Annotated in this window: 17 protein-coding genes and 1 pseudogene; 12 read left to right on the top strand and 6 right to left on the bottom strand. The window is 64.5% G+C overall.

The features are described from left to right. Nucleotides 1-200: 200 nt before the first annotated feature. The 3 genes from CU110_RS04555 to CU110_RS04545 are packed head-to-tail and all read left to right on the top strand — an operon-like array spanning nucleotide 201 to nucleotide 3,144. Entirely contained in the window at nucleotides 201-1,220 is a 1,020-nt protein-coding gene (locus CU110_RS04555; protein ID WP_084208089.1) for a TRAP transporter substrate-binding protein, read from the top strand. Nucleotides 1,221-1,280: 60 nt separating this feature from the next. After that, a complete protein-coding gene (locus CU110_RS04550) occupies nucleotides 1,281-1,838 on the top strand; it encodes a TRAP transporter small permease (RefSeq protein WP_077374836.1) in 558 nt (185 codons plus the stop codon). 1 nt (nucleotide 1,839) lies between these two features. Continuing rightward, nucleotides 1,840-3,144 (top strand): TRAP transporter large permease subunit, encoded by a 1,305-nt coding sequence (locus CU110_RS04545; protein WP_084208088.1) that lies wholly within the window; start codon nucleotides 1,840-1,842, stop codon nucleotides 3,142-3,144. An 8-nt stretch (nucleotides 3,145-3,152) separates the two neighbouring features. Here CU110_RS04545 and CU110_RS04540 read toward each other — a convergent pair whose 3' ends face one another. After that, entirely contained in the window at nucleotides 3,153-4,718 is a 1,566-nt protein-coding gene (locus CU110_RS04540; protein WP_205694062.1) for a glycine betaine ABC transporter substrate-binding protein, read from the bottom strand. Between the two features lie 8 nt (nucleotides 4,719-4,726). Further along, the gene (locus CU110_RS04535; RefSeq protein WP_077374845.1) at nucleotides 4,727-5,467 is read right to left on the bottom strand and encodes an ATP-binding cassette domain-containing protein; all 741 of its coding nucleotides are present in this window, start codon (nucleotides 5,465-5,467) and stop codon (nucleotides 4,727-4,729) included. A 132-nt stretch (nucleotides 5,468-5,599) separates the two neighbouring features. On the opposite strand from CU110_RS04535, the gene CU110_RS04530 reads away from it, so the two are divergent. From CU110_RS04530 to CU110_RS04505, 6 genes and pseudogenes are all read left to right on the top strand, one after another. After that, nucleotides 5,600-6,769, top strand: a complete 1,170-nt coding sequence (locus tag CU110_RS04530) for an isovaleryl-CoA dehydrogenase (RefSeq protein WP_077374848.1) — start codon at nucleotides 5,600-5,602, stop codon at nucleotides 6,767-6,769. A gap of 42 nt (nucleotides 6,770-6,811) precedes the next feature. Further along, nucleotides 6,812-8,419, top strand: coding sequence for a carboxyl transferase domain-containing protein (locus tag CU110_RS04525; RefSeq protein ID WP_077374851.1), 1,608 nt, complete (start codon nucleotides 6,812-6,814; stop codon nucleotides 8,417-8,419). Between the two features lie 15 nt (nucleotides 8,420-8,434). After that, complete coding sequence (locus tag CU110_RS04520) at nucleotides 8,435-9,184, top strand: enoyl-CoA hydratase-related protein (RefSeq protein ID WP_127734691.1); 750 nt, start codon at nucleotides 8,435-8,437, stop codon at nucleotides 9,182-9,184. Continuing rightward, a pseudogene (locus CU110_RS04515) lies at nucleotides 9,162-10,657 on the top strand (biotin carboxylase N-terminal domain-containing protein); the annotation flags it as partial. The gene CU110_RS04520 and the pseudogene CU110_RS04515, both read left to right, overlap by 23 nt. 9 nt (nucleotides 10,658-10,666) lie before the next feature. Then, nucleotides 10,667-11,578, top strand: coding sequence for a hydroxymethylglutaryl-CoA lyase (locus CU110_RS04510; RefSeq protein WP_084208085.1), 912 nt, complete (start codon nucleotides 10,667-10,669; stop codon nucleotides 11,576-11,578). A gap of 199 nt (nucleotides 11,579-11,777) precedes the next feature. Next, nucleotides 11,778-12,113: a zinc ribbon domain-containing protein YjdM gene (locus CU110_RS04505; RefSeq protein WP_077374863.1), complete on the top strand. Its 336-nt coding sequence runs from the start codon at nucleotides 11,778-11,780 to the stop codon at nucleotides 12,111-12,113. A gap of 23 nt (nucleotides 12,114-12,136) precedes the next feature. Here the strand turns inward: CU110_RS04505 and CU110_RS16560 are convergent, their stop codons facing one another. Then, entirely contained in the window at nucleotides 12,137-12,466 is a 330-nt protein-coding gene (locus CU110_RS16560; protein ID WP_240665475.1) for a hypothetical protein, read from the bottom strand. Between the two features lie 33 nt (nucleotides 12,467-12,499). Between CU110_RS16560 and CU110_RS04495 the strand changes: the two genes are divergently transcribed. Then, nucleotides 12,500-13,078 carry an SDR family oxidoreductase gene (locus tag CU110_RS04495; protein WP_240665474.1) on the top strand — a complete coding sequence of 193 codons (579 nt, stop codon included), beginning with the start codon at nucleotides 12,500-12,502 and terminating at the stop codon, nucleotides 13,076-13,078. 141 nt (nucleotides 13,079-13,219) lie between these two features. On the opposite strand, the gene trxC is transcribed toward CU110_RS04495, so the two are convergent. The 3 genes from trxC to CU110_RS04480 form a co-directional block, all read right to left on the bottom strand. Further along, nucleotides 13,220-13,657, bottom strand: a complete 438-nt coding sequence (trxC, locus tag CU110_RS04490; RefSeq protein WP_077374872.1) for a thioredoxin TrxC — start codon at nucleotides 13,655-13,657, stop codon at nucleotides 13,220-13,222. Between the two features lie 110 nt (nucleotides 13,658-13,767). Further along, on the bottom strand, nucleotides 13,768-14,757 hold the full coding sequence (locus CU110_RS04485) for a putative sulfate exporter family transporter (protein ID WP_240499674.1): 990 nt from the start codon (nucleotides 14,755-14,757) through the stop codon (nucleotides 13,768-13,770). A gap of 112 nt (nucleotides 14,758-14,869) precedes the next feature. Continuing rightward, complete coding sequence (locus CU110_RS04480; RefSeq protein WP_077374875.1) at nucleotides 14,870-16,513, bottom strand: choline dehydrogenase; 1,644 nt, start codon at nucleotides 16,511-16,513, stop codon at nucleotides 14,870-14,872. Between the two features lie 179 nt (nucleotides 16,514-16,692). On the opposite strand from CU110_RS04480, the gene dctP reads away from it, so the two are divergent. Both dctP and CU110_RS04470 read left to right on the top strand, forming a co-directional pair. After that, the gene (gene dctP / locus CU110_RS04475; RefSeq protein WP_205632735.1) at nucleotides 16,693-17,919 is read left to right on the top strand and encodes a TRAP transporter substrate-binding protein DctP; all 1,227 of its coding nucleotides are present in this window, start codon (nucleotides 16,693-16,695) and stop codon (nucleotides 17,917-17,919) included. Next, nucleotides 17,919-18,500, top strand: a complete 582-nt coding sequence (locus CU110_RS04470) for a TRAP transporter small permease (protein ID WP_077374878.1) — start codon at nucleotides 17,919-17,921, stop codon at nucleotides 18,498-18,500. The genes dctP and CU110_RS04470 overlap by 1 nt, the downstream gene beginning before the upstream one ends. Nucleotides 18,501-18,510: the final 10 nt, after the last annotated feature.

Below are 18,510 nucleotides of genomic sequence, written 5' to 3'. Positions count from 1 at the left end.
GAGACAGGGTTGATCGTGCGCCAGGGCACGTCATACCAAGTCACCAAGGTCTAACAATATCGCCAAAGGCTTTCATGCGACGACACGATGAAAGATTTCATCGATACTGTGAATCAGAATTAACGATTGGACGGGATGGCCTGTCACTTGAAGAATGAAATCGTCTGCCGACAACATTCAATAATAATGAGGAACTAGACATGCGTAAGCCCAGCGACTCCCTCACCCGCAAATCTGCCACCTCCAGTACCCTCATCGGACTGGCAGCCGCCGGTGCCCTGGCCTTCAGTGGCTCGGCCCTCGCGGCACAGTGGAACCTCGCCACTCCGTATGGCGATGCCAGCTTCCACACCAAGAACACCAAGCAGTTCGCCGAGGAGGTCACCGCGGCCACCGATGGCGAGCTGAGCATCACCGTGCACAGCGGCGGTTCGCTGATCTCCCACGGCGAGATCAAGCCGTCCGTGCGTCGCGGCACCGTCCAGGCCGGCGAGATCTTCCTGTCGATCCTGTCCAACGAATCGCCGGTCTACGAGCTGGACACCCTGCCGGGCGTCGCCTCCAGCTACGAGGAAGCCTTCGCTCTCTGGCAGGCCTCCAAGCCGGACATCACCGCGCTGTTCGCCAAGGAAGGCCTGATGCCGCTGTACGCGGTCGCCTGGCCGGCCCAGGGCATCTACACCGACTTCGACCTGACTGACGTCTCCCAACTCAAGGGCCTGCGCATCCGCGCGCCCAACATCAACACCCAGCGCTTCGTCGAGAACGTCGGCGGCAAGCCCACCGAGACCGAAGAAGCCGACATCCCCACCGCCTTCAGCACCGGCCGTGTCGACGCGATGATCACCTCCAGCTCCACCGGCAAGTCCATGTCGGCCTGGGATTACGTCAAGCACTACAACGACGCCAAGCTGTGGCTGCCGAAGAACATCGTCTTCGTCAACAAGCGCGCCTTCGATCGCCTCGACGAGAGCACCCAGCAGGCCGTGCTGGACGCCGCCAAGGCCGCCGAGACTCGCGGCTGGAAAGCCAGCAAGGCCGATGCCGACGAGAGCGCCAAGGTGCTGACCGAGAATGGCTTCACCATCACCGAGCCGGACGAGAAGCTGTCCGAAGACCTCAAGGCCGCGGGTGACAAGCTGTTCCAGGACTGGAAATCACGCGCCGGCGATGAAGGCCAGCAGCTGCTCGAGCGTTATCGCGCCGATCTCGATGCCTGAGCCCCGCCTGCCAGCCACGGCATCGCGTGGCCACCCTCACCTTCCCTGTGAGTGCATGTCATGACCTACTTCCTCGACAGACTCTATCGCCTCGGCGCGTGGGGTGCGGCAGCTTGCATGCTGCTGATCTGCACCCTGGTCAGCCTGCAGGTCTTCCTGCGCCTGATCGACGCCATCCTGGTGATGTTCGGTGCCGAACGTCTCGGCTTCGAGATCTCCGGCGTCTCGGAAATGGCCGCCTTCCTGCTGGTCGGCGCCACCTTCCTGAGCCTCGCCTATACCTTCACGCACCACGCGCACATCCGCGTGACGCTGGTCATCAATCGCCTGCCGCCCGCCGTGCGCGTGTGGGTCGAGAGCCTGGCGCTGCTGATCGCACTGAGCCTGAGCGTATTGATCACCCATGAACTGGTACTGCTGGTCGGCGAGAGCCTCGAGTACCACGACATTTCCTCCGGCCTGCTGGCCCTGCCGCTGTGGATTCCGCAGAGCGTGTTGGTCGCCGGTACCGGCCTTCTGTGCCTGGCGATTCTCGAGACACTGATCGCCACGCTGCGCACCGCCTTCACCGCGCCCTCACGCTACGTGGCGCCCGAGCCCGAAGACGGAGCCGAATGACATGCTGACACTCATCCTCGTCACTCTGCTGGCCCTCGCCTTGCTGCTCGGCGGCGGCGTGTGGGTCGCCTTCTCGCTGATCGGCACCGGCTGGATCGTGCTGACCTTCTTCTCCACCTTCGAGACCGGCCCGATCCTGGCCTCGGACTTCTGGGGTGCCAGCTACGGCTGGGACCTGACCGCCCTGCCCATGTTCGTGTGGATGGGCGAGATCCTGTTCCGCTCCGGACTCGCCGACAACATGTTCCGCGCGCTGGCACCGTGGCTCAATCGCCTGCCGGGCCGCCTGCTGCACTCCAACATCATCGGCAGCGGGCTGTTCGCCGCCGTGTGCGGCTCCTCCGCCGCCACCTGTGCCACCGTCGGCAAGATGACCCTGCCGGAGCTTGAGCGTCGCGGCTACGACAGCAATCTGGCCATCGGTACCCTCGCCAGCGCCTCGACCCTCGGTCTGCTGATTCCGCCGTCGATCATGATGATCGTCTACGGCGTGGTCACCGAGCAGTCCATCTCGCGCCTGTTCATCGCCGGTGTCCTGCCGGGCATGCTGCTGCTGGCCCTGTTCATGGGCTATCTGGCGATCTGGTCGAAGGTCGTCGGCGAGCCGCAGGGCCGTGCCGGCCATGATGAGCCGCACATGAGCTTCATGGCCAAGCTGCGCAACAGCGCCCAGTTGATTCCGCTGCTGGCACTCATCGGCGGCATCCTCGGCAGCATCTACGGTGGCCTGGCGTCACCAACGGAAGCGGCGGCGGTCGGCGTGGTGCTGTCGCTGATCATCGCGCGACTCAATGGCCACATGAGCGCCGCCACCTTCAAGGAATCGCTGTTCGCGGCGCTGCGCACCTCATGCATGATCGCCTTCATCATCGCCGGTGCCTCCTTCCTGTCCTCCGCGATGAGCTTCACCCAGATTCCGATGCAGCTGGCCGAAGGCATCGCCACCCTGGGGCTGTCGCCGACCATGCTGCTGGTGGTGCTGACGCTGTTCCTGCTGATCCTGGGCTGCTTCCTGGATGGCATCTCGCTGATCCTGCTGGTGACCTCCATCATCATGCCGGTCATCGAAGCCGCCGGTTTCGACCTGATCTGGTTCGGGATCTACCTGATCATCGTGGTCGAGATGTCGCAGATCACCCCGCCGGTGGGTTTCAACCTGTTCGTGATCCAGAGCCTGACCGGCAAGGACATCATCACCATCACCAAGGCGACGCTGCCGTTCTTCCTGCTGATGATCTTCTCCATCGTGCTGATGCACGTCTTCCCGGAGATCGTGCTCTATCTGCCGCAGGCCATGAACGGCTGATCTCCAGGTCAACGCGCCTTGAGCCCGCGCATATGCGCCGGAATCACCATGCGCTCGAACAACTCGAACAACAGCTCCGCGCAGATGGCCAGCAGCGCCGCCGGAATCGCGCCGTACAGCACCAGATCATAGTCGTTGAGCGAAAGCCCCGTGACGATGGGTTCGCCCAGCCCGCCCGCGCCGATGAAGGCCGCCAGGGTCGCGGTACCGATGTTGATGATGGCGGCGGTCTTGATCCCTGTCAGCAGATTGGGCGTCGCCAGCGGCAGGATGACGTGACGCAGCTGCTCACGGCGCGTCAGCCCCATCCCGCGCGCCACCTTGACCAGCAGCGGGTCCACCGTCAGCAGTGCGGTGATGGCCGCGCGGATGATCGGCAGCAGGGAGTAGACGAACAGCGCGATCACCGCCGGCACCACCCCGATCCCGAACAGCGGAATCATCAACGCCAGCAGCGCGATGGAGGGGATGGTCTGCAGCAGGCCGGTGACGTAGAGCACGACCCGCGAGACCTTCGGATTGCGGTAGACCAGCAGTGACAGCGGCAGACCGACCAGACACGCCAGCAGCAGCGCGGACAGCGTCAACTGCAGATGCTCGATGAGATTGGTCCCGAGCTTGTCCCACTTGGCGCCACTGACTTCGCGTTGCTCGGTGGTGATGCCCTGTTCCTGAATGAAGCGGCTGGCCACCTGGGCGAAGCTCTGCTCCTCGGTGGAGACCTCGGCATTCAGCGCCTGCATGCTGTCCTCATCGAGACTGCCCGCCAGCTGATCCAGCGCCGCGACAGCCTTCTCCGGCAAGGCGGCATTCACGAAGGGCACCGCCAGATACTCGGGGAAATAGCCCTGGTCGTCATCGAGCAGCACGAAGTCGAAGCGCTGGATGTCACCCTCGGTGGAGTAGGCATCGGTGGCGTCGATCTTGCTCTCGCGCAGCGCCTGATAGGCGATGCCGTGTTCGATGCCACGGGGCACCTGCGGCAGCGCGTAGGCATCCGCCAGCCCCGGCCAGCCATCCGAGCGCTTGATGAACTCATGCGACATCGCGATCGAGAGCTCCGGGTGATCCGCCAGATCACCGATCGTCCTGATCCCCAGCGACTCGGCCTGCTCACGCCGCATGCTCACGGCATAGGTGTTGTTGAAGCCCAGTGGCTTGAGCACCCTGAGCCCCCGTTCACGACTCAGAGCATCGAGCTTGTCGAGCGGCGGCACGCTGTCCAGATTGAGGATGGCGTGCGCCAAGGTGCCGGTGTACTCGGGATAGACATCCAGCTCCCCCTCCGCCAGCCCCTGATAGGTGATGATGGTCTGCCCCAGCCCGAGGCGACGCTCGACCGTGAAGCCGGCATCCTCGAGTACCTGGGCGAAGATCTCGCCGAGCAGATGGCCTTCGCGATCCGCCTTGGAGCCCACCACGATGGGCTTGTCCTCGGGCCATGCCGCGGCTTCCTCTTCCGCGCTGGCAAGCGGGCTGCTCACCAGGGCCCCCAGACTCGCCAGCGCCAGGCCGGCGATCATCAGCGCGCCGGACAGCCCGCGGCGCGAACGTTGCAGGACGGGAGTCGTCATCAGCGTCTTCATGCGCGTGCCTCCAGCAGTCGGGCCACGCGCTCATCCGCTGGCGCCCTGGCGATCGTCTCGGGACTGGCAGCCTGCAGCACCACGCCGGGTGCCATCACCACCATGTGGTCGGACAGACTCAGTGCCTCATTCATGTCATGGGTCACCATCACCACGCTGCGCGGCTCTTCCTGCTGCATGCGCTGGAACTGGGCATGCACCTCGATGCGCGTGATCGGGTCCACCGCAGAGAAGGCCTCATCGAGCAGCAGCAGCGGTGGCTCCAGCATCATCGCGCGACACAGGCCGACCCGCTGCGCCTGCCCGCCGGAAATCTCATGCGGATAACGCGTCAACAGCGCCAGATCCAGGTCCATCATCTGGAACAGCCGCGTGATGCGCGCCTTGACCCTGTCCGCCGTCCAACCTTCGCGGTCCGCCAGAATGGCGATGTTGTCGCGCACGCTGAGGTGCGGAAACAGGCCGATCTGCTGGACGGCGTAGCCGATGCGTCTGCGCATGGCGGGCAGATTGGCATAGTCCACCCCCTTGCCGAAGACCTGTACCTCGCCGCTGTCCGGACGTATCAGCCCGTTGATCAGCTGCAGCAAGGTGGACTTCCCGCAGCCACTGGCACCGACCAGCGCAGTAATACGATCACGCGGCAGTTCGAGGTCGATGCCTTCGAACAATCGCTGACCCGAAAAGCCCTTGTGCAGATCGCGAAAGCGAACCGCCGGGGCGCGAGCATCACTCATCGAGAAGATCCTTCTCCTGCGACCTTGGTCAAAGCGCATGATGATAACCTTTACGTTAACGTCAACTTTACTCTAGAGTGATTCCGGCGCGCGAAGCGCTTCTCATCTCATCGCTGCAAAGGATGCCCGCTCATGCACAGCCTCTATACGCCGCTGGATTTCGGACTCGACGAGACACACACCCTGCTGCGTGAGCAGATCAATGCCTTTGCCCGCGACGAGATCGCACCACGCGCCGCGGAGATCGACGCCAGCAATGCCTTCCCCGATGACCTGTGGCAGAAGTTCGGCGACATGGGCCTGCTGGGCATCACCGTCCCCGAGGAAGATGGCGGCAGTGGCATGGGCTATCTGGCGCACTGCATCGCCATGGAAGAGATCTCGCGGGCCAGTGCCTCGGTGGCGCTGTCCTATGGGGCCCACTCCAACCTGTGCGTCAACCAGATCAAGCTCAACGGCAGCGCGGAGCAGAAGGCGCGCTACCTGCCCAGGCTGATGAGCGGTGAGCATGTCGGTGCCCTGGCGATGTCAGAGCCCGGCGCAGGCTCGGACGTGGTCTCGATGAAGCTCAAGGCCGAGAAGCGCGGTGACCACTACGTGCTCAACGGCAACAAGATGTGGATCACCAATGGCCCGGATGCCCACACGCTGGTCGTCTATGCCAAGACCGACCCGGACGCCGGCTCCAAGGGCATCACCGCCTTCATCATCGAACGCGACTTCCCCGGCTTCTCCACCGCGCAGAAGCTCGACAAGCTGGGCATGCGCGGCTCCAACACCTGCGAACTGGTCTTCCAGGACTGTCAGGTGCCGGCCGAGAACGTGCTCGGCGAGGTCAATCGCGGCGTGAAGGTCCTGATGCGTGGACTGGACTTCGAGCGCACCGTGCTCGCCGCCGGCCCCATCGGCATCATGCAGGCCTGCATGGACATCGTGGTGCCCTATCTGCATGAGCGCCGTCAGTTCGGCCAGGCGATCGGCGAGTTCCAGCTGGTGCAGGGCAAGATTGCCGACATGTACACCACGCTGAATGCCTGCCGCGCCTATCTCTACGCCGTGGCCGGCGCCTGTGATCGCGGCCAGACCTCGCGCAAGGACGCCGCCGGCGTCATCCTCTATTGCGCCGAGAAGGCCACCCAGATGGCGCTGGATGCCATCCAGCTGCTGGGCGGCAATGGCTACATCAACGAGTACGCCACCGGCCGTCTGCTGCGCGATGCCAAGCTCTACGAGATCGGTGCCGGCACCAGCGAGATACGCCGCATGCTGATTGGCCGCGAGCTGTTCAATGAAAGCGCATGACGCCCCACACCATCCGTTTCCCTTCGCTGATGGAGCTGCCGCATGGCCATTCTGACCTCCCTGATCAATCCGCGTAGCGACCAGTTCCGTGCCAATCATGCCGCGATGCAGGCCGAGGTCGAGCGCCTGCACCAGCTGCTGGACGGCGTCGCCGCCGGTGGTGGCGACAAGGCCCGCGAACGCCACGAATCGCGCGGCAAGCTGTTCGTGCGGGAACGTATCGACCACCTCATCGATGAGGGCTCACCCTTCCTGGAGCTGTCGGCACTGGCAGCGCATGACGTCTATGACAGCCCGGTGCCCGGCGCGGGACTGGTCACCGGCATCGGCCGCGTCAGCGGTGTGGAATGCGTCATCGTCGCCAACGATGCCACCGTCAAGGGCGGCACCTATTTTCCGCTGACGGTGAAGAAGCACCTGCGCGCCCAGGAAGTGGCCCGCAAGCATCGCCTGCCCTGCCTCTACCTGGTGGACTCCGGTGGCGCGCATCTGCCCCATCAGGACGAGGTCTTCCCGGACCGCGATCACTTCGGCCGCATCTTCTACAACCAGGCGACGCTCTCCGCCGAAGGCATTCCGCAGATCGCCGTGGTGATGGGCTCGTGCACCGCCGGTGGCGCCTACGTTCCGGCGATGGCCGATGAATCCATCATCGTGCGCGAGCAAGGCACCATCTTCCTCGCCGGCCCGCCGCTGGTGAAGGCGGCCACCGGCGAGGACATCAGCGCCGAGGCACTCGGTGGTGCCGAGGTGCACTGCAAGATCAGCGGCGTGGCCGATCACTTCGCCGACAATGACGCCCACGCCCTGCAACTGGCACGGCGAGCCGTCTCGCGCCTCAACTGGCAGCGCAAGGGGCAGCTCGCGCTGCGCGAATCCCGCCCGCCACGCCTGGACCCCAACGAGCTCTACGGCATCGTCGGCACGGACCTCAAGAAGCCCTATGACGTGCGCGAAGTGATCGGTCGGCTGGTGGATGATTCGGACTTCGATGAATTCAAGCGCTACTACGGCGAGACACTGGTGACCGGCTTCGCTCACCTGCACGGCCATCCGGTGGGCATCATCGCCAACAACGGCGTGCTGTTCTCGGAAAGTGCCGTCAAGGGCGCCCACTTCATCGAGCTGTGCGCCCAGCGCAAGATTCCGCTGATCTTCCTGCAGAACATCACCGGCTTCATGGTCGGCTCACGTTACGAGCACGAGGGCATCGCCAAGCACGGTGCCAAGCTGGTGACGGCGGTGGCCTGTGCCAGGGTCCCCAAGTTCACGGTGCTGATCGGCGGCAGTTTCGGCGCCGGCAATTACGGCATGTGTGGCCGCGCCTACGACCCCAACCTGCTGTTCATGTGGCCCAACGCACGCATCTCGGTGATGGGCGGCGAGCAGGCGGCCAACGTGCTGGCCCAGGTCAAGTATGAGCAGCATGCGCGGGAGGGCCGCGACTGGCCGCAACAGGCACAGGAGGACTTCAAGGCACCGGTGCGCGAACAATACGAGCATCAGGGCCACCCCTGCTATGCCAGCGCCAGACTCTGGGACGATGGCGTGATCGACCCGCTGCAGACCCGCGACATTCTCGGCCTGTCCCTGGCCGCCGCGATGAATGCCGAGATAGAGGAGAGTCGCTTCGGTGTCTTCCGCATGTGATTCGGCCGACTCGAGATCGACAAGCGCGGTGTCGCCACTCTGACCCTGGCGCGCCCCGAGGTGCACAACGCCTTTGATGACCGGTTGATCAAGGCGCTGAACGGCCATCTGACGCACCTGCACGCCCTGGCGAGTCAGGGCGAGGTACGCGTGATGGTGCTGGCCTCCGAAGGCAAGAGCTTCTCGGCCGGGGCCGACCTCAAGTGGATGCAGCGCATGGTCGAGTATTCGCGCGAGGATAACCTTGCCGATTCCCGGGAGCTTGCCCGCCTGATGCAGCTGCTCGATGAACTGCCCTGTCCCAGCGTGTGCCGCGTGCAGGGGGCCACCTTCGGCGGCGCCGTGGGTCTGGCGGCCTGCTGCGACATCGTGCTGGCGGCCGAACGCGCACGCTTCTGTCTCTCCGAGGTGCGCATCGGCCTGGCACCGGCGGTGATCAGCCCCTACGTGCAGCGCGCCATCGGCATGCGCCAGATGCGCCGCTATGCACTGACCGCGGAAGTCATCGATGCCCACACCGCCCACCAGCTGGGGCTGGTGCATGACGTGTGCAGTGATGAATTGCTGGAGGCGCGCGTCGCCGACATGGTGAGCACGCTGCTGGCGACCTCGCCCGAGGCCAGCCGCGCCACCAAGGCCCTGCTCGCCGAGGTGGCACGCTGCTGTGAGGTGATCAGTCAGCTGAGGGTCAGTGAACAGGGACAGGCTGGACTGGCGGCATTCTTCGCCACGGGACCTTGCCATGAACGTCAATCGCGATACTGAACAGCGACTGCCCACCGGTTGCGGTGAGATCCGCAAGCTGCTGATCGCCAACCGAGGTGAGATAGCGGTCCGCGTGATGCGCACCGCTCGCGCCATGGGCATCCAGACCGTTGCGGTCTACTCCGATGCCGATGCCAATGCCCTGCACGTGCGGGAAGCCGACGAAGCCGTGCGCCTCGGCCCTGCCAGCGCCAGGGAGAGCTATCTGGATGTCGACAAGGTCATCGCGGCAGCCCGCCAATGTGGCGCCGATGCCGTGCACCCGGGCTATGGTTTCCTGTCCGAGAATGCCGGCTTCGTGCGCGCCCTGGCCGAGGCCGGACTGATCTTCGTCGGCCCGCCGGAAAGTGCCATCGCGGCCATGGGCGACAAGTCGGCCGCCAAGGCGCGCATGCAGGCCGCCAGCGTGCCGTTGGTGCCCGGCTATCACGGCGATGACCAGAGTGACGCGCTACTGCAGTCCGAAGCCGACCGCATGGGCTACCCGGTCTTGATCAAGGCCTGCGCCGGCGGTGGCGGCAAGGGCATGCGCGTGGTCGAGCAGGCTCGGGAATTCCAGGCAGCGCTGGACAGCTGCCGACGCGAATCCCGCGCGGCCTTCGGCGACGAGCGCATGCTGATCGAGAAGTATCTGACCCAGCCGCGCCATGTCGAGGTGCAGGTGTTCTGTGACAGTCATGGCAGTGGCGTCTATCTGTTCGAGCGCGATTGCAGTGTCCAGCGTCGTCATCAGAAGGTGCTGGAAGAAGCCCCGGCACCCGGCCTGACACCGGCACTGCGCCGCGAGATGGGCGAGGCCGCGGTACGCGCCGCACGGGAAATCGGCTACGTCGGCGCCGGTACCATCGAATTCCTGCTCGATGCCCCGCAGCCCGGCAGCGAAAGCCATGGCGCCTTCTACTTCATGGAGATGAATACTCGTCTGCAGGTCGAGCATCCCGTCACCGAGATGATCACCGGCGAGGACCTGGTCGAATGGCAACTGCGCATCGCGCGTGGCGAGCCACTGCCCCGCCAGCAGGATGAGCTTGAGCTCAAGGGTCACAGCTTCGAGGCGCGGCTCTATGCCGAGGACCCCGACAACGACTTCCTGCCTGCCACCGGTCTGCTGGAACGCTTCCGACTGGATCTCATCGGCGCGGGACGGCCCTCAAGGTGCGTCTGGACAGCGGCGTCGCCGAGGGCGATGACGTCTCGATGCATTACGACCCGATGCTGGCCAAGCTGATCACCTTCGGCCCGAGCCGTGAACAGGCACTCGATGCGTTGCTGCGTGCCCTGGCGGCGCTCGAGATCCGTGGTGTCACCACCAACCGTGCCTTCCTGACGCGACTGGCGGCGCATCCGGATTTCCGCGCCGCCCATCTGGATACCCGCTTCATCGAGCGTCACCACGCCAGTCTGTTTCCGACGCCTGAGCTGGACCCCGGCACGCTGGCGACGAGTGCCCTGCTGGCCCTGGCACGCCTCAGTGAAGTGAGCATGCACTTTCCTGACAGCGTACGCATCGTCGAGGTCGGCGCGCGTGATGGCCTGCAGAACGAGCCCGCCCATGTCGATACGACGACCAAGCTGGAACTGATCCGGCGCCTTGCCGACTCGGGCCTGCGCCATGTCGAAGCCGCCAGTTTCGTCTCCCCCCGCTGGGTACCCCAGATGGCGGACCATCGCGAGATCATGCTGGCACTGGCCGAGCATGACACCCGCGGAGTGACCACTTACTCCGCCCTCACTCCCAATCTCAAGGGGCTGGAGGCGGCGCTTGAGTGTGGCGTGCGTGAGGTGGCGGTGTTCGGTGCGGCCAGCGAGTCCTTCTCGCAGCGCAACATCAACTGCTCGATCGCGGAATCTCTCCAGCGCTTCGCCCCCGTGATGGCGCGTGCAGCGGCAGCCGGCGTGCGTGTGCGCGGCTACGTGTCCTGCGTGCTGGGCTGCCCCTACGAGGGCGAGATTGCCCCTGAGCAGGTCGCGGCGGTCGCGCGTGAGCTGCGTGACATGGGCTGTCATGAAGTCTCGCTGGGGGACACCATCGGCACCGGCACCCCGCTCAAGGCCAAGCAGATGCTGGAGCGCGTCAGCCGCGAGGTGCCGGTCGAACGCCTCGCCGCCCACTTCCACGACACCTATGGGCAAGCGCTTGCCAACCTCTACGCGGTGATGGAAGAAGGCATCGCGGTGATCGACAGCTCGGTGGCCGGACTGGGGGGCTGTCCCTATGCCAAGGGGGCCTCGGGCAATGTCGCCACCGAGGATGTGGTCTATCTGCTGCAGGGAATGGGCATCGACACTGGCGTGGATCTGGCACGCCTGGCCGCGACCGGCGACTGGATCAGCCGCAAGCTAGGGCGCCCAAATGGCTCACGCGTCGGCCAGGCTCTGATGGCGAACGGCTGATGGCGAGCGGGGAAGGTTGCCGCCGGAATTGCGACCAAGCGCCGCAGCAGCGGGCCATCTGCCCGCAATCGGTGTAGGCTTGCCGGCTTCCGCGCACCGCTTGAGCCCGATGCGCGCCTTTCCATCGCATGTCCTTGCCTTGAGCGCCGCGCCCCCCGCAGGCGCACGACACAAGCGGGACAGACTTCAGGACACCGAGATGAGCGCCCTCCCCAACTGCCCGGCCTGCAATTCCGAATTCACCTACGACGACGGCATGCAGTTCGTCTGCCCGGAGTGTGCCCACGAGTGGTCCAAGGAGGCCGTCGTCGAGGACACCGGGCCGGTCTATCGTGATGCCAACGGCAACGAGCTGGTGGATGGCGACACCGTCACCGTGATCAAGGACCTGAAGATCAAGGGCACCTCCTCCGTGGTCAAGGTCGGGACCAAGGTCAAGAACATCCGCCTGATCGAAGGGGACCACGACATCGACTGCAAGGTGGATGGCGTCGGCCCGATGAAGCTCAAGTCCATGTTCGTGAAGAAGGCCTGAGCGGTTCGAGTGCCTGTGAGCACTCACTGCTTGGGAGTCGGCTTGTCCAGGGGCGTGACGTTGGAAATCTCGATCAGCCGTTGCCCACCCACCTTGAATTCGAAACGACCGCTGATCTGGACTTCGCGCCCGAGATAGGCACCGATGCGTTCGGGGGGATGCAGCTCGATACGCTGCTGCCCGGCGCCTTCCAGCCAATAGCGCTCCGGCACCTGCTCACTGCGTATCCTGCCCTGCACGGCCACCTGCTCGCCCTGCCAGGCCTCCGAGTGCTCGAGCAGCGTGGTGACACTGGCAGGGCGCGGCGCACCCAGCTCGTCACAGCCGCTCGCCAGCGCCAGCAGCATCGCCACGCCCACCATCGCCTGCGCGTCGAGGCCGTGGACGTGCGCAATGAAGACGCCGTCGCCGCCAGCATCGCGGCCACCTGCCAGGCCTTCGGGGGCCTGGACGCCGTGATCAACAACGCCGCGATCGCCGACCCCTTCCAGGGCAAGCTCGAGGAACTGTCCCTTGAACGCTGGCATCAGGTACTGGATACCAGCCTGACCAGCAGCTTCCTGACCGCCAAGCACGCCGCGCGCCATCTGCGCGAGACCGGCGGCAGCATCGTCAATCTGGCCTCCAGCCGCGCCCTGCAATCCGAGCCGGATACCGAAGCCTACGCCGCCAGCAAGGGCGGAATCGTCGCCCTCACCCACGCCATGGCGATGAGCCTGGGGCCGGAGATTCGCGTCAATGCGGTCAGTCCGGGCTGGATCGATGCAAGCCGCCTGCAGAAGGACGGTGAGGCGGAGTCGCTGAGTGACGAAGACCACGCCCAGCATCCCGTCGGACGCGTCGGCCATGTCGATGACATCGCCGCGCTGGTGGCCTTCCTCATCTCGGAAAAGGCCGGCTTCATCACCGGTCAGAATCATGTCGTCGATGGCGGCATGACCCGCAAGATGGTTTACGCCGACTGATACGACAAGGCCGACTGAGACGACAAGGCCGACTGAGACGACAACGCCTGACGCGATTGCACGTCAGGCGTTGTCAGTTCTTGAGCTGCGTCCGGGTTTCCCTGAACGCTCAACTGCGGACTTCTCGCGCGCGGGCCGTGGTCACACCGCGTGCGGTGCCAGCCACTGCTTGAGCTGACCGGCCTGCATCACGCCGGATTCGCGCGCCAGCTCCTTGCCCTGCTTCATCACCAGCAGGGTCGGGATGCTGCGAATGCCGAAACGACCGGCCAGCGCCTGCTGGGCTTCGGTGTCGATCTTGGCGAAGCGCACGCGGGTACCCATCTGCGCCGCGACCTCATTGAAGATCGGCCCCATCATCTTGCACGGACCGCACCAGCTGGCCCAGAAGTCGATCACCACCGGCATCTCGCTGCGCGTGACCAGTGCCTCGAAGTTGGCGCTGGTCAGTTCCAGCGGCTCCTGGGGCAGCACGGCGGCGCTGCACTTGCCGCAGACGGGATTGTCATCCAGACGCGCGGTGGCCACACGATTGAGGGCAAGACATTGCGGACAGGCCAGCACGAGGGATTCAGACATGATCGGACTCCAGAAGAATGGGGATGCGGCGCGCAGCGCAGATCATACGACTCGTGGGCCGATAAGCAATTGAGGCATCTTATCGCCTTGATTGGCTGGCTGTATCAGCCTCACACGCTGGCCAGCCCGAACTTGATGCACAGCGTCACCAGCACCAGCAGGAAGAGGGTTTCCACCACCATCAGGATCACCGGCTTCCACCCCACCACCGCCAGCTTCTGAAACGACGTCTTGACGCCCAGCGCGGCAATCGCCGCCACCAGACACCAGCGTGAGAGGTCAGTGAAGCCTTCCACGGCGACGCTCGGCACCCAGCCGAGGCTGTTGATCAGCACCAGGGCCACGAAGGCGATCAGGAAGGTGGGGAACATCGGCACCTTGCCCCCTTCATCGCCATTGGCCTGACGTGCACTGCGAAACAGCAGCATGAAGACCATTACCGCCGGTACCAGCATCGCCACGCGCAGCAGCTTGACGAAGGTGGAGACATCGCCGGTGTGCTCGGAAATGATGTAGCCCGCCCCCACCACCTGGGCCACGTCGTGGATGGTGCCGCCGAGGAAGATGCCGGCCTCGGTATCCTCAAGCCCCAGCAGTCTGACGATCAGCGGATAGGTGATCATCGCCACGGTCGAGAGGGTCGTCACCCCGACCACGGTCATGATGGTGTGACGCTCACTGGTGGCGTTGCGCGGCATCACCGCCGACAGGGCCAGTGCCGCCGAGGCACCGCAGATGGCCACCGAGCCACCGGTCAGCAGCCCCATGTCACGGTCCAGCCCCATCACGCGCGCCAGCAGCGCGCCGAACACGATGGTGGCCACCACCCCGAGCACCACCGTGATCACCGGGCCAACACCAAGACTTGCGACCTGCTCCAGCGTGATGCGCACGCCCAATAGCGCCACGCCGAGGCGCAGTACCGTCTTGGAGGCGAACTCGATCCCCGCCCTGCAGGGTCCGTCCTCGGAAAGAAAGTGCAGCGACATGCCGAACAGCAAGGCATACAGCAGCGTCGGGCCGCCGTAGTGATCGGCGATGAAGGTGGTCGCCAGCGCGATGAGGATGCAGATCAGCAGGCCCGGCATGATGATGCGCACGCGCCCTTCCAGATTCCGCAACAGACGGGTAGGCGGTGTCGATGTGTCGTGAAGTGATGAGCTGTCGTGATTGGCCACGCGAATATCCCATGAAAACAGATGCCGGTACCTGCTAGCTCGCCTGCGCCATCTCGCGCTGAGCCGCCTTGATCATGTCAGCGGCCTTCTCGGCGATCATGATGGTCGGGGCATTGGTGTTGCCCGAGACGATCACCGGCATGATCGAGGCATCGACCACCCGCAACCCGTGCAGGCCATGCACTCGCAGCGCGTCATCCACCACCGCCAGCGGGTCGTGGCCCATCTTGCAGGTCCCCGCCGGGTGATAGATGGTCTGGCTGAACTGGCGCGCGGCCTCCAGCAACTCCTCGTCACTCTCGTACTGCACGCCAGGCACGTACTCTTCGCTGATCACGGCGGCCAGCGGTGCCGCCCGGGCGATACGCCGCGCCACCTTGATGGCGTCCACCACCACGCGGCGATCTTCCTCGGCACTGAGGTAGTTGGGCTGGATGGAGGGATAGACGCTGGCATCCGCGCTGGTGATGCGCACATGGCCGCGGCTGTGCGGACGCAACTGGCATACGGACGAGGTGAACGCCGAGAACGGATGCACGCCATCGGCGGGCTTGTCGGCACTCAGCGGCTGCATGTGGAACTGGATATCCGGGCGTGTCAGCCCCTCGCGTGACTGGGTAAAGGCACACACCTGGCTGGCCGCCAGGGTCAGCGGGCCGGTGCGTGTGAAGAGGTACTGGGTGCCGACCGCCAGCTTCTTGATCGGGCTGCGCACTTCATCATTGAGGGTGCGGCACTGGGTCTTGAACACCAGCCGCACCTGCAGGTGGTCCTGCAGGTTTTCCCCGACGCCCGGCAGCGCATGCAGGCATTCCACCCCGACACTGGCCAGATGCTCAGGGTCCCCGATGCCGGAGCATTGCAGGATCTGCGGACTGCCGATGGCGCCGCTGGACAGCACCACTTCGCGCTCCGCCCGCGCCGAGCAGACATTGCCCTTCACCTCGTACTCGACCCCGACCGCGCGCTTGCCTTCCAGCAATACCCGACGGCAGTGAGCATGCTTGACCAGCGTCAGATTGCTGCGCGTGAGCGCCGGACGCAGGAATGCCTTGGCCGTGCTGCAGCGCAGGCCCCGATACGTGGTCTGCTGGAAATAGCCCACCCCCTCCTGACGCTCGCCATTGACGTCCTGGTTGAGCGGAATCCCCGCCTCCACCGCAGCCTGAATGAAGCGCTCGGCGATCTCTCGCTTGAGGCGCAGATCCGAGACATGCAGTGGGCCATCCGCCCCATGCCACTGGTTGGCCCCCCGCGCCTGGCACTCCGACTTGCGGAAATATGGCAGGACCGACTGATAGTCCCAACCTTGATTGCCCTCGGCGGCCCAGTCGTCGTAATCCTCGCGCTGGCCACGAATGTACAGCAGCCCATTGAGCGAACTGGACCCCCCCAGCACCTTGCCGCGCGGCCATTGCAGCCGACGACCATTGATGCCGGCATCCGGGTCGGTCAGGTAGCACCAGTCGGTGGCGGGGTTGTGCATGGTCTTGAAATACCCGACCGGCACATGGATCCACGGATTCCAGTCCGAGCCACCCGCTTCGAGCAGCAGCACCTTGATGGAAGGGTCTTCGGTGAGACGATTGGCCAGTACGCAACCGGCGGAACCCGCCCCGATCACGATGTAGTCATAGAAGGCTTTGGCGTCTGCATTGGCGTAACGTGTTGTTTTCATTATTTTCTCAACCATATTGAGACATATTGTCTCGTAATCATGGTATCGAAAGCATGTTTCGTCAAATACGAAACAAAACGTCTCGTTTATTTTGCCAAAGCACAAGAACTGCCCTACATTGAGATTTGGCCCAGACTGCATCCCACCACAAAAGCAAACACAACACCGGGAGCACTACCATGCCAACGCCACTCAGCAAGTTGTCACGCCGTGACTTTCTCGACATCTCGGGCCGCTTCGGTCTGACCTCGACCCTGCTGGCCGCCACCGGCCTCGGCGCAGGTCTTACCGCGTCCACGCTGGCGCGTGCCGCCGATCAGGAGCAGCAGAAACGCTACAGGACAGCGCCCAAGTTCCAGCTGCGCTTCGGTGCCTCGGGCTTCAACGAGCGCAATCTCGATATCCAGAAGTCCGGCCAGCTGTTCTTCGCGCGGGATCTGGAGGAACGCACCAACGGCGCCATCCGCGTCGAATTCATGGGCAGCAACGAGGTCTGCAACCAGCTGGACTGCGTGGCCAAGACCCAGCAGGGCATCGTCGACATCTACTCGGCCTCCACCCAGAATTCCTCGGGCAGCGCGCCCTACCTGAACGTGCTCGACTTCGCCTATCTGTTCCCCACCGTCGCCTCGATGTTCCACTTCTTCTATCACAGGAAGAGCGAGCAGCTGCTGCGTGAACCCCTGCGCCAGCGCCACAACCTGCAGTTTTTGTTCACCCACTGTGACCTGCGCGGCATCATGCTCGGCCTCAAGTGGCAGGACAAACCGCTGGTCACCAGCATCGACCAGCTCAAGGGCACCAAGAACCGCGTCACCGGCACCCAGATGGGCCGGATCGCCATGGAGCAGCTGGGCCTGAATCCGGTGCCGGTCGCCTGGGAAGAGACCCTCGATGGCCTGCGTCAGGGCCTGCTGGATGGCGCCGAGACCTGGATGAGCGCCGTGGCCTACGCCGGCATGGCCCCGGTGGTCTCCCAGGCCGTCGACCTGCGCTTCTTCGCCGGCACCGAGCACACCGGCATGAGCCTGCCCAAGTTCGACAGCCTCGGCGCAGAACTGCAGGACCAGGTGATGGAGTCCGCCTACTGCGCACAGATCTTCACCCAGGGCATGAACGAGGCCGGGCGCTTCGAGATCGTCGGGGCCACCGAGCACCCCGCCCCCGGCACCGTCTTCGCCGAGAACAACGTGCGCGTGGCACCGCTGTCGGATGCCGAGCGCTCACGTGCCGAACAGATGTGCTCGCCGGAATTCAATCCCGAGCCGTGGGAGCAATGGCGTGAGCGCCTCAACAAGTGGTCCGGCGGTCTCGACATCTATCAGGAAATCCATGCCGTCGCGCGTGAGATCTCCCGCGACACTGCCGCCGTCAACGTCAAGCCGCAGCGCTGGTGGAGGGGGTAATGGGCGATACCACCATCTTCAGCCAACCGACCAAGCACCCCGCCATCAAGAAGGCCGCGCCCTGGGCGCGTCCCTTCCTGTGGCTGGATGCTCATCTGGAACAGGTCGTCATCCTGATCGCCTATTCCGGCATGGCCGGCATCATCTTCGTCGAAGTCATCCGGCGCTTCTTCTTCGGCCTGCAGGCCCCCTGGAGCACCAGCATTCCGGTGCTGCTGTTCCTGTGGCTGACCTGGTTCGGCGCCTCTCTCAACGTCAAGAAGCGCACCCACCTGAGCCTCAACGAGATACGCATGAAGCTGCCGCGCGGTGGCCAGTTCGCCTGCCTGATTCTGGATGCCGTGCTGTGGATCGGCTTCGGGCTGATGGTGATCTACTTCACCACCACCCAGGTGACGCTGGCCTATGACAACTACGCCATCGTGCCGGGCACCGACAACGTCATGCAGTGGTGGTTCTACCTCGCCACGCCGCTGGCGTGGGTGATGATCATCTATCGCGTGCTGCAGAATCTCTACGCCGACTGGGCGCGCTATCGCCGCGGCGAGTCCTTCAACCTGCAACCGTCCATCATGGACTGAGGAGGTCATC

Origin of the sequence: Cobetia sp. ICG0124 (genome assembly GCF_004006355.1) — a bacterium.
Classification (GTDB): Bacteria; Pseudomonadota; Gammaproteobacteria; order Pseudomonadales; family Halomonadaceae; genus Cobetia; species Cobetia marina.
Note: the sequence above shows the minus strand (reverse complement) of the source record. Positions and strands in the feature narration are given on the sequence as shown.

Bases quoted from the DNA above. Each gene is read 5' to 3' on its own strand.
- CU110_RS04555 (WP_084208089.1), top strand. From the start codon at position 201: ATGCGTAAGCCCAGCGACTCCCTCACCCGCAAATCTGCCACCTCCAGT.
- CU110_RS04550 (WP_077374836.1), top strand. From the start codon at position 1,281: ATGACCTACTTCCTCGACAGACTCTATCGCCTCGGCGCGTGGGGTGCG.
- CU110_RS04545 (WP_084208088.1), top strand. From the start codon at position 1,840: ATGCTGACACTCATCCTCGTCACTCTGCTGGCCCTCGCCTTGCTGCTC.
- CU110_RS04540 (WP_205694062.1), bottom strand. From the start codon at position 4,718: ATGACGACTCCCGTCCTGCAACGTTCGCGCCGCGGGCTGTCCGGCGCG.
- CU110_RS04535 (WP_077374845.1), bottom strand. From the start codon at position 5,467: ATGAGTGATGCTCGCGCCCCGGCGGTTCGCTTTCGCGATCTGCACAAG.
- CU110_RS04530 (WP_077374848.1), top strand. From the start codon at position 5,600: ATGCACAGCCTCTATACGCCGCTGGATTTCGGACTCGACGAGACACAC.
- CU110_RS04525 (WP_077374851.1), top strand. From the start codon at position 6,812: ATGGCCATTCTGACCTCCCTGATCAATCCGCGTAGCGACCAGTTCCGT.
- CU110_RS04510 (WP_084208085.1), top strand. From the start codon at position 10,667: ATGCACTTTCCTGACAGCGTACGCATCGTCGAGGTCGGCGCGCGTGAT.
- CU110_RS04505 (WP_077374863.1), top strand. From the start codon at position 11,778: ATGAGCGCCCTCCCCAACTGCCCGGCCTGCAATTCCGAATTCACCTAC.
- trxC (WP_077374872.1), bottom strand. From the start codon at position 13,657: ATGTCTGAATCCCTCGTGCTGGCCTGTCCGCAATGTCTTGCCCTCAAT.
- CU110_RS04480 (WP_077374875.1), bottom strand. From the start codon at position 16,513: ATGAAAACAACACGTTACGCCAATGCAGACGCCAAAGCCTTCTATGAC.
- dctP (WP_205632735.1), top strand. From the start codon at position 16,693: ATGCCAACGCCACTCAGCAAGTTGTCACGCCGTGACTTTCTCGACATC.
- CU110_RS04470 (WP_077374878.1), top strand. From the start codon at position 17,919: ATGGGCGATACCACCATCTTCAGCCAACCGACCAAGCACCCCGCCATC.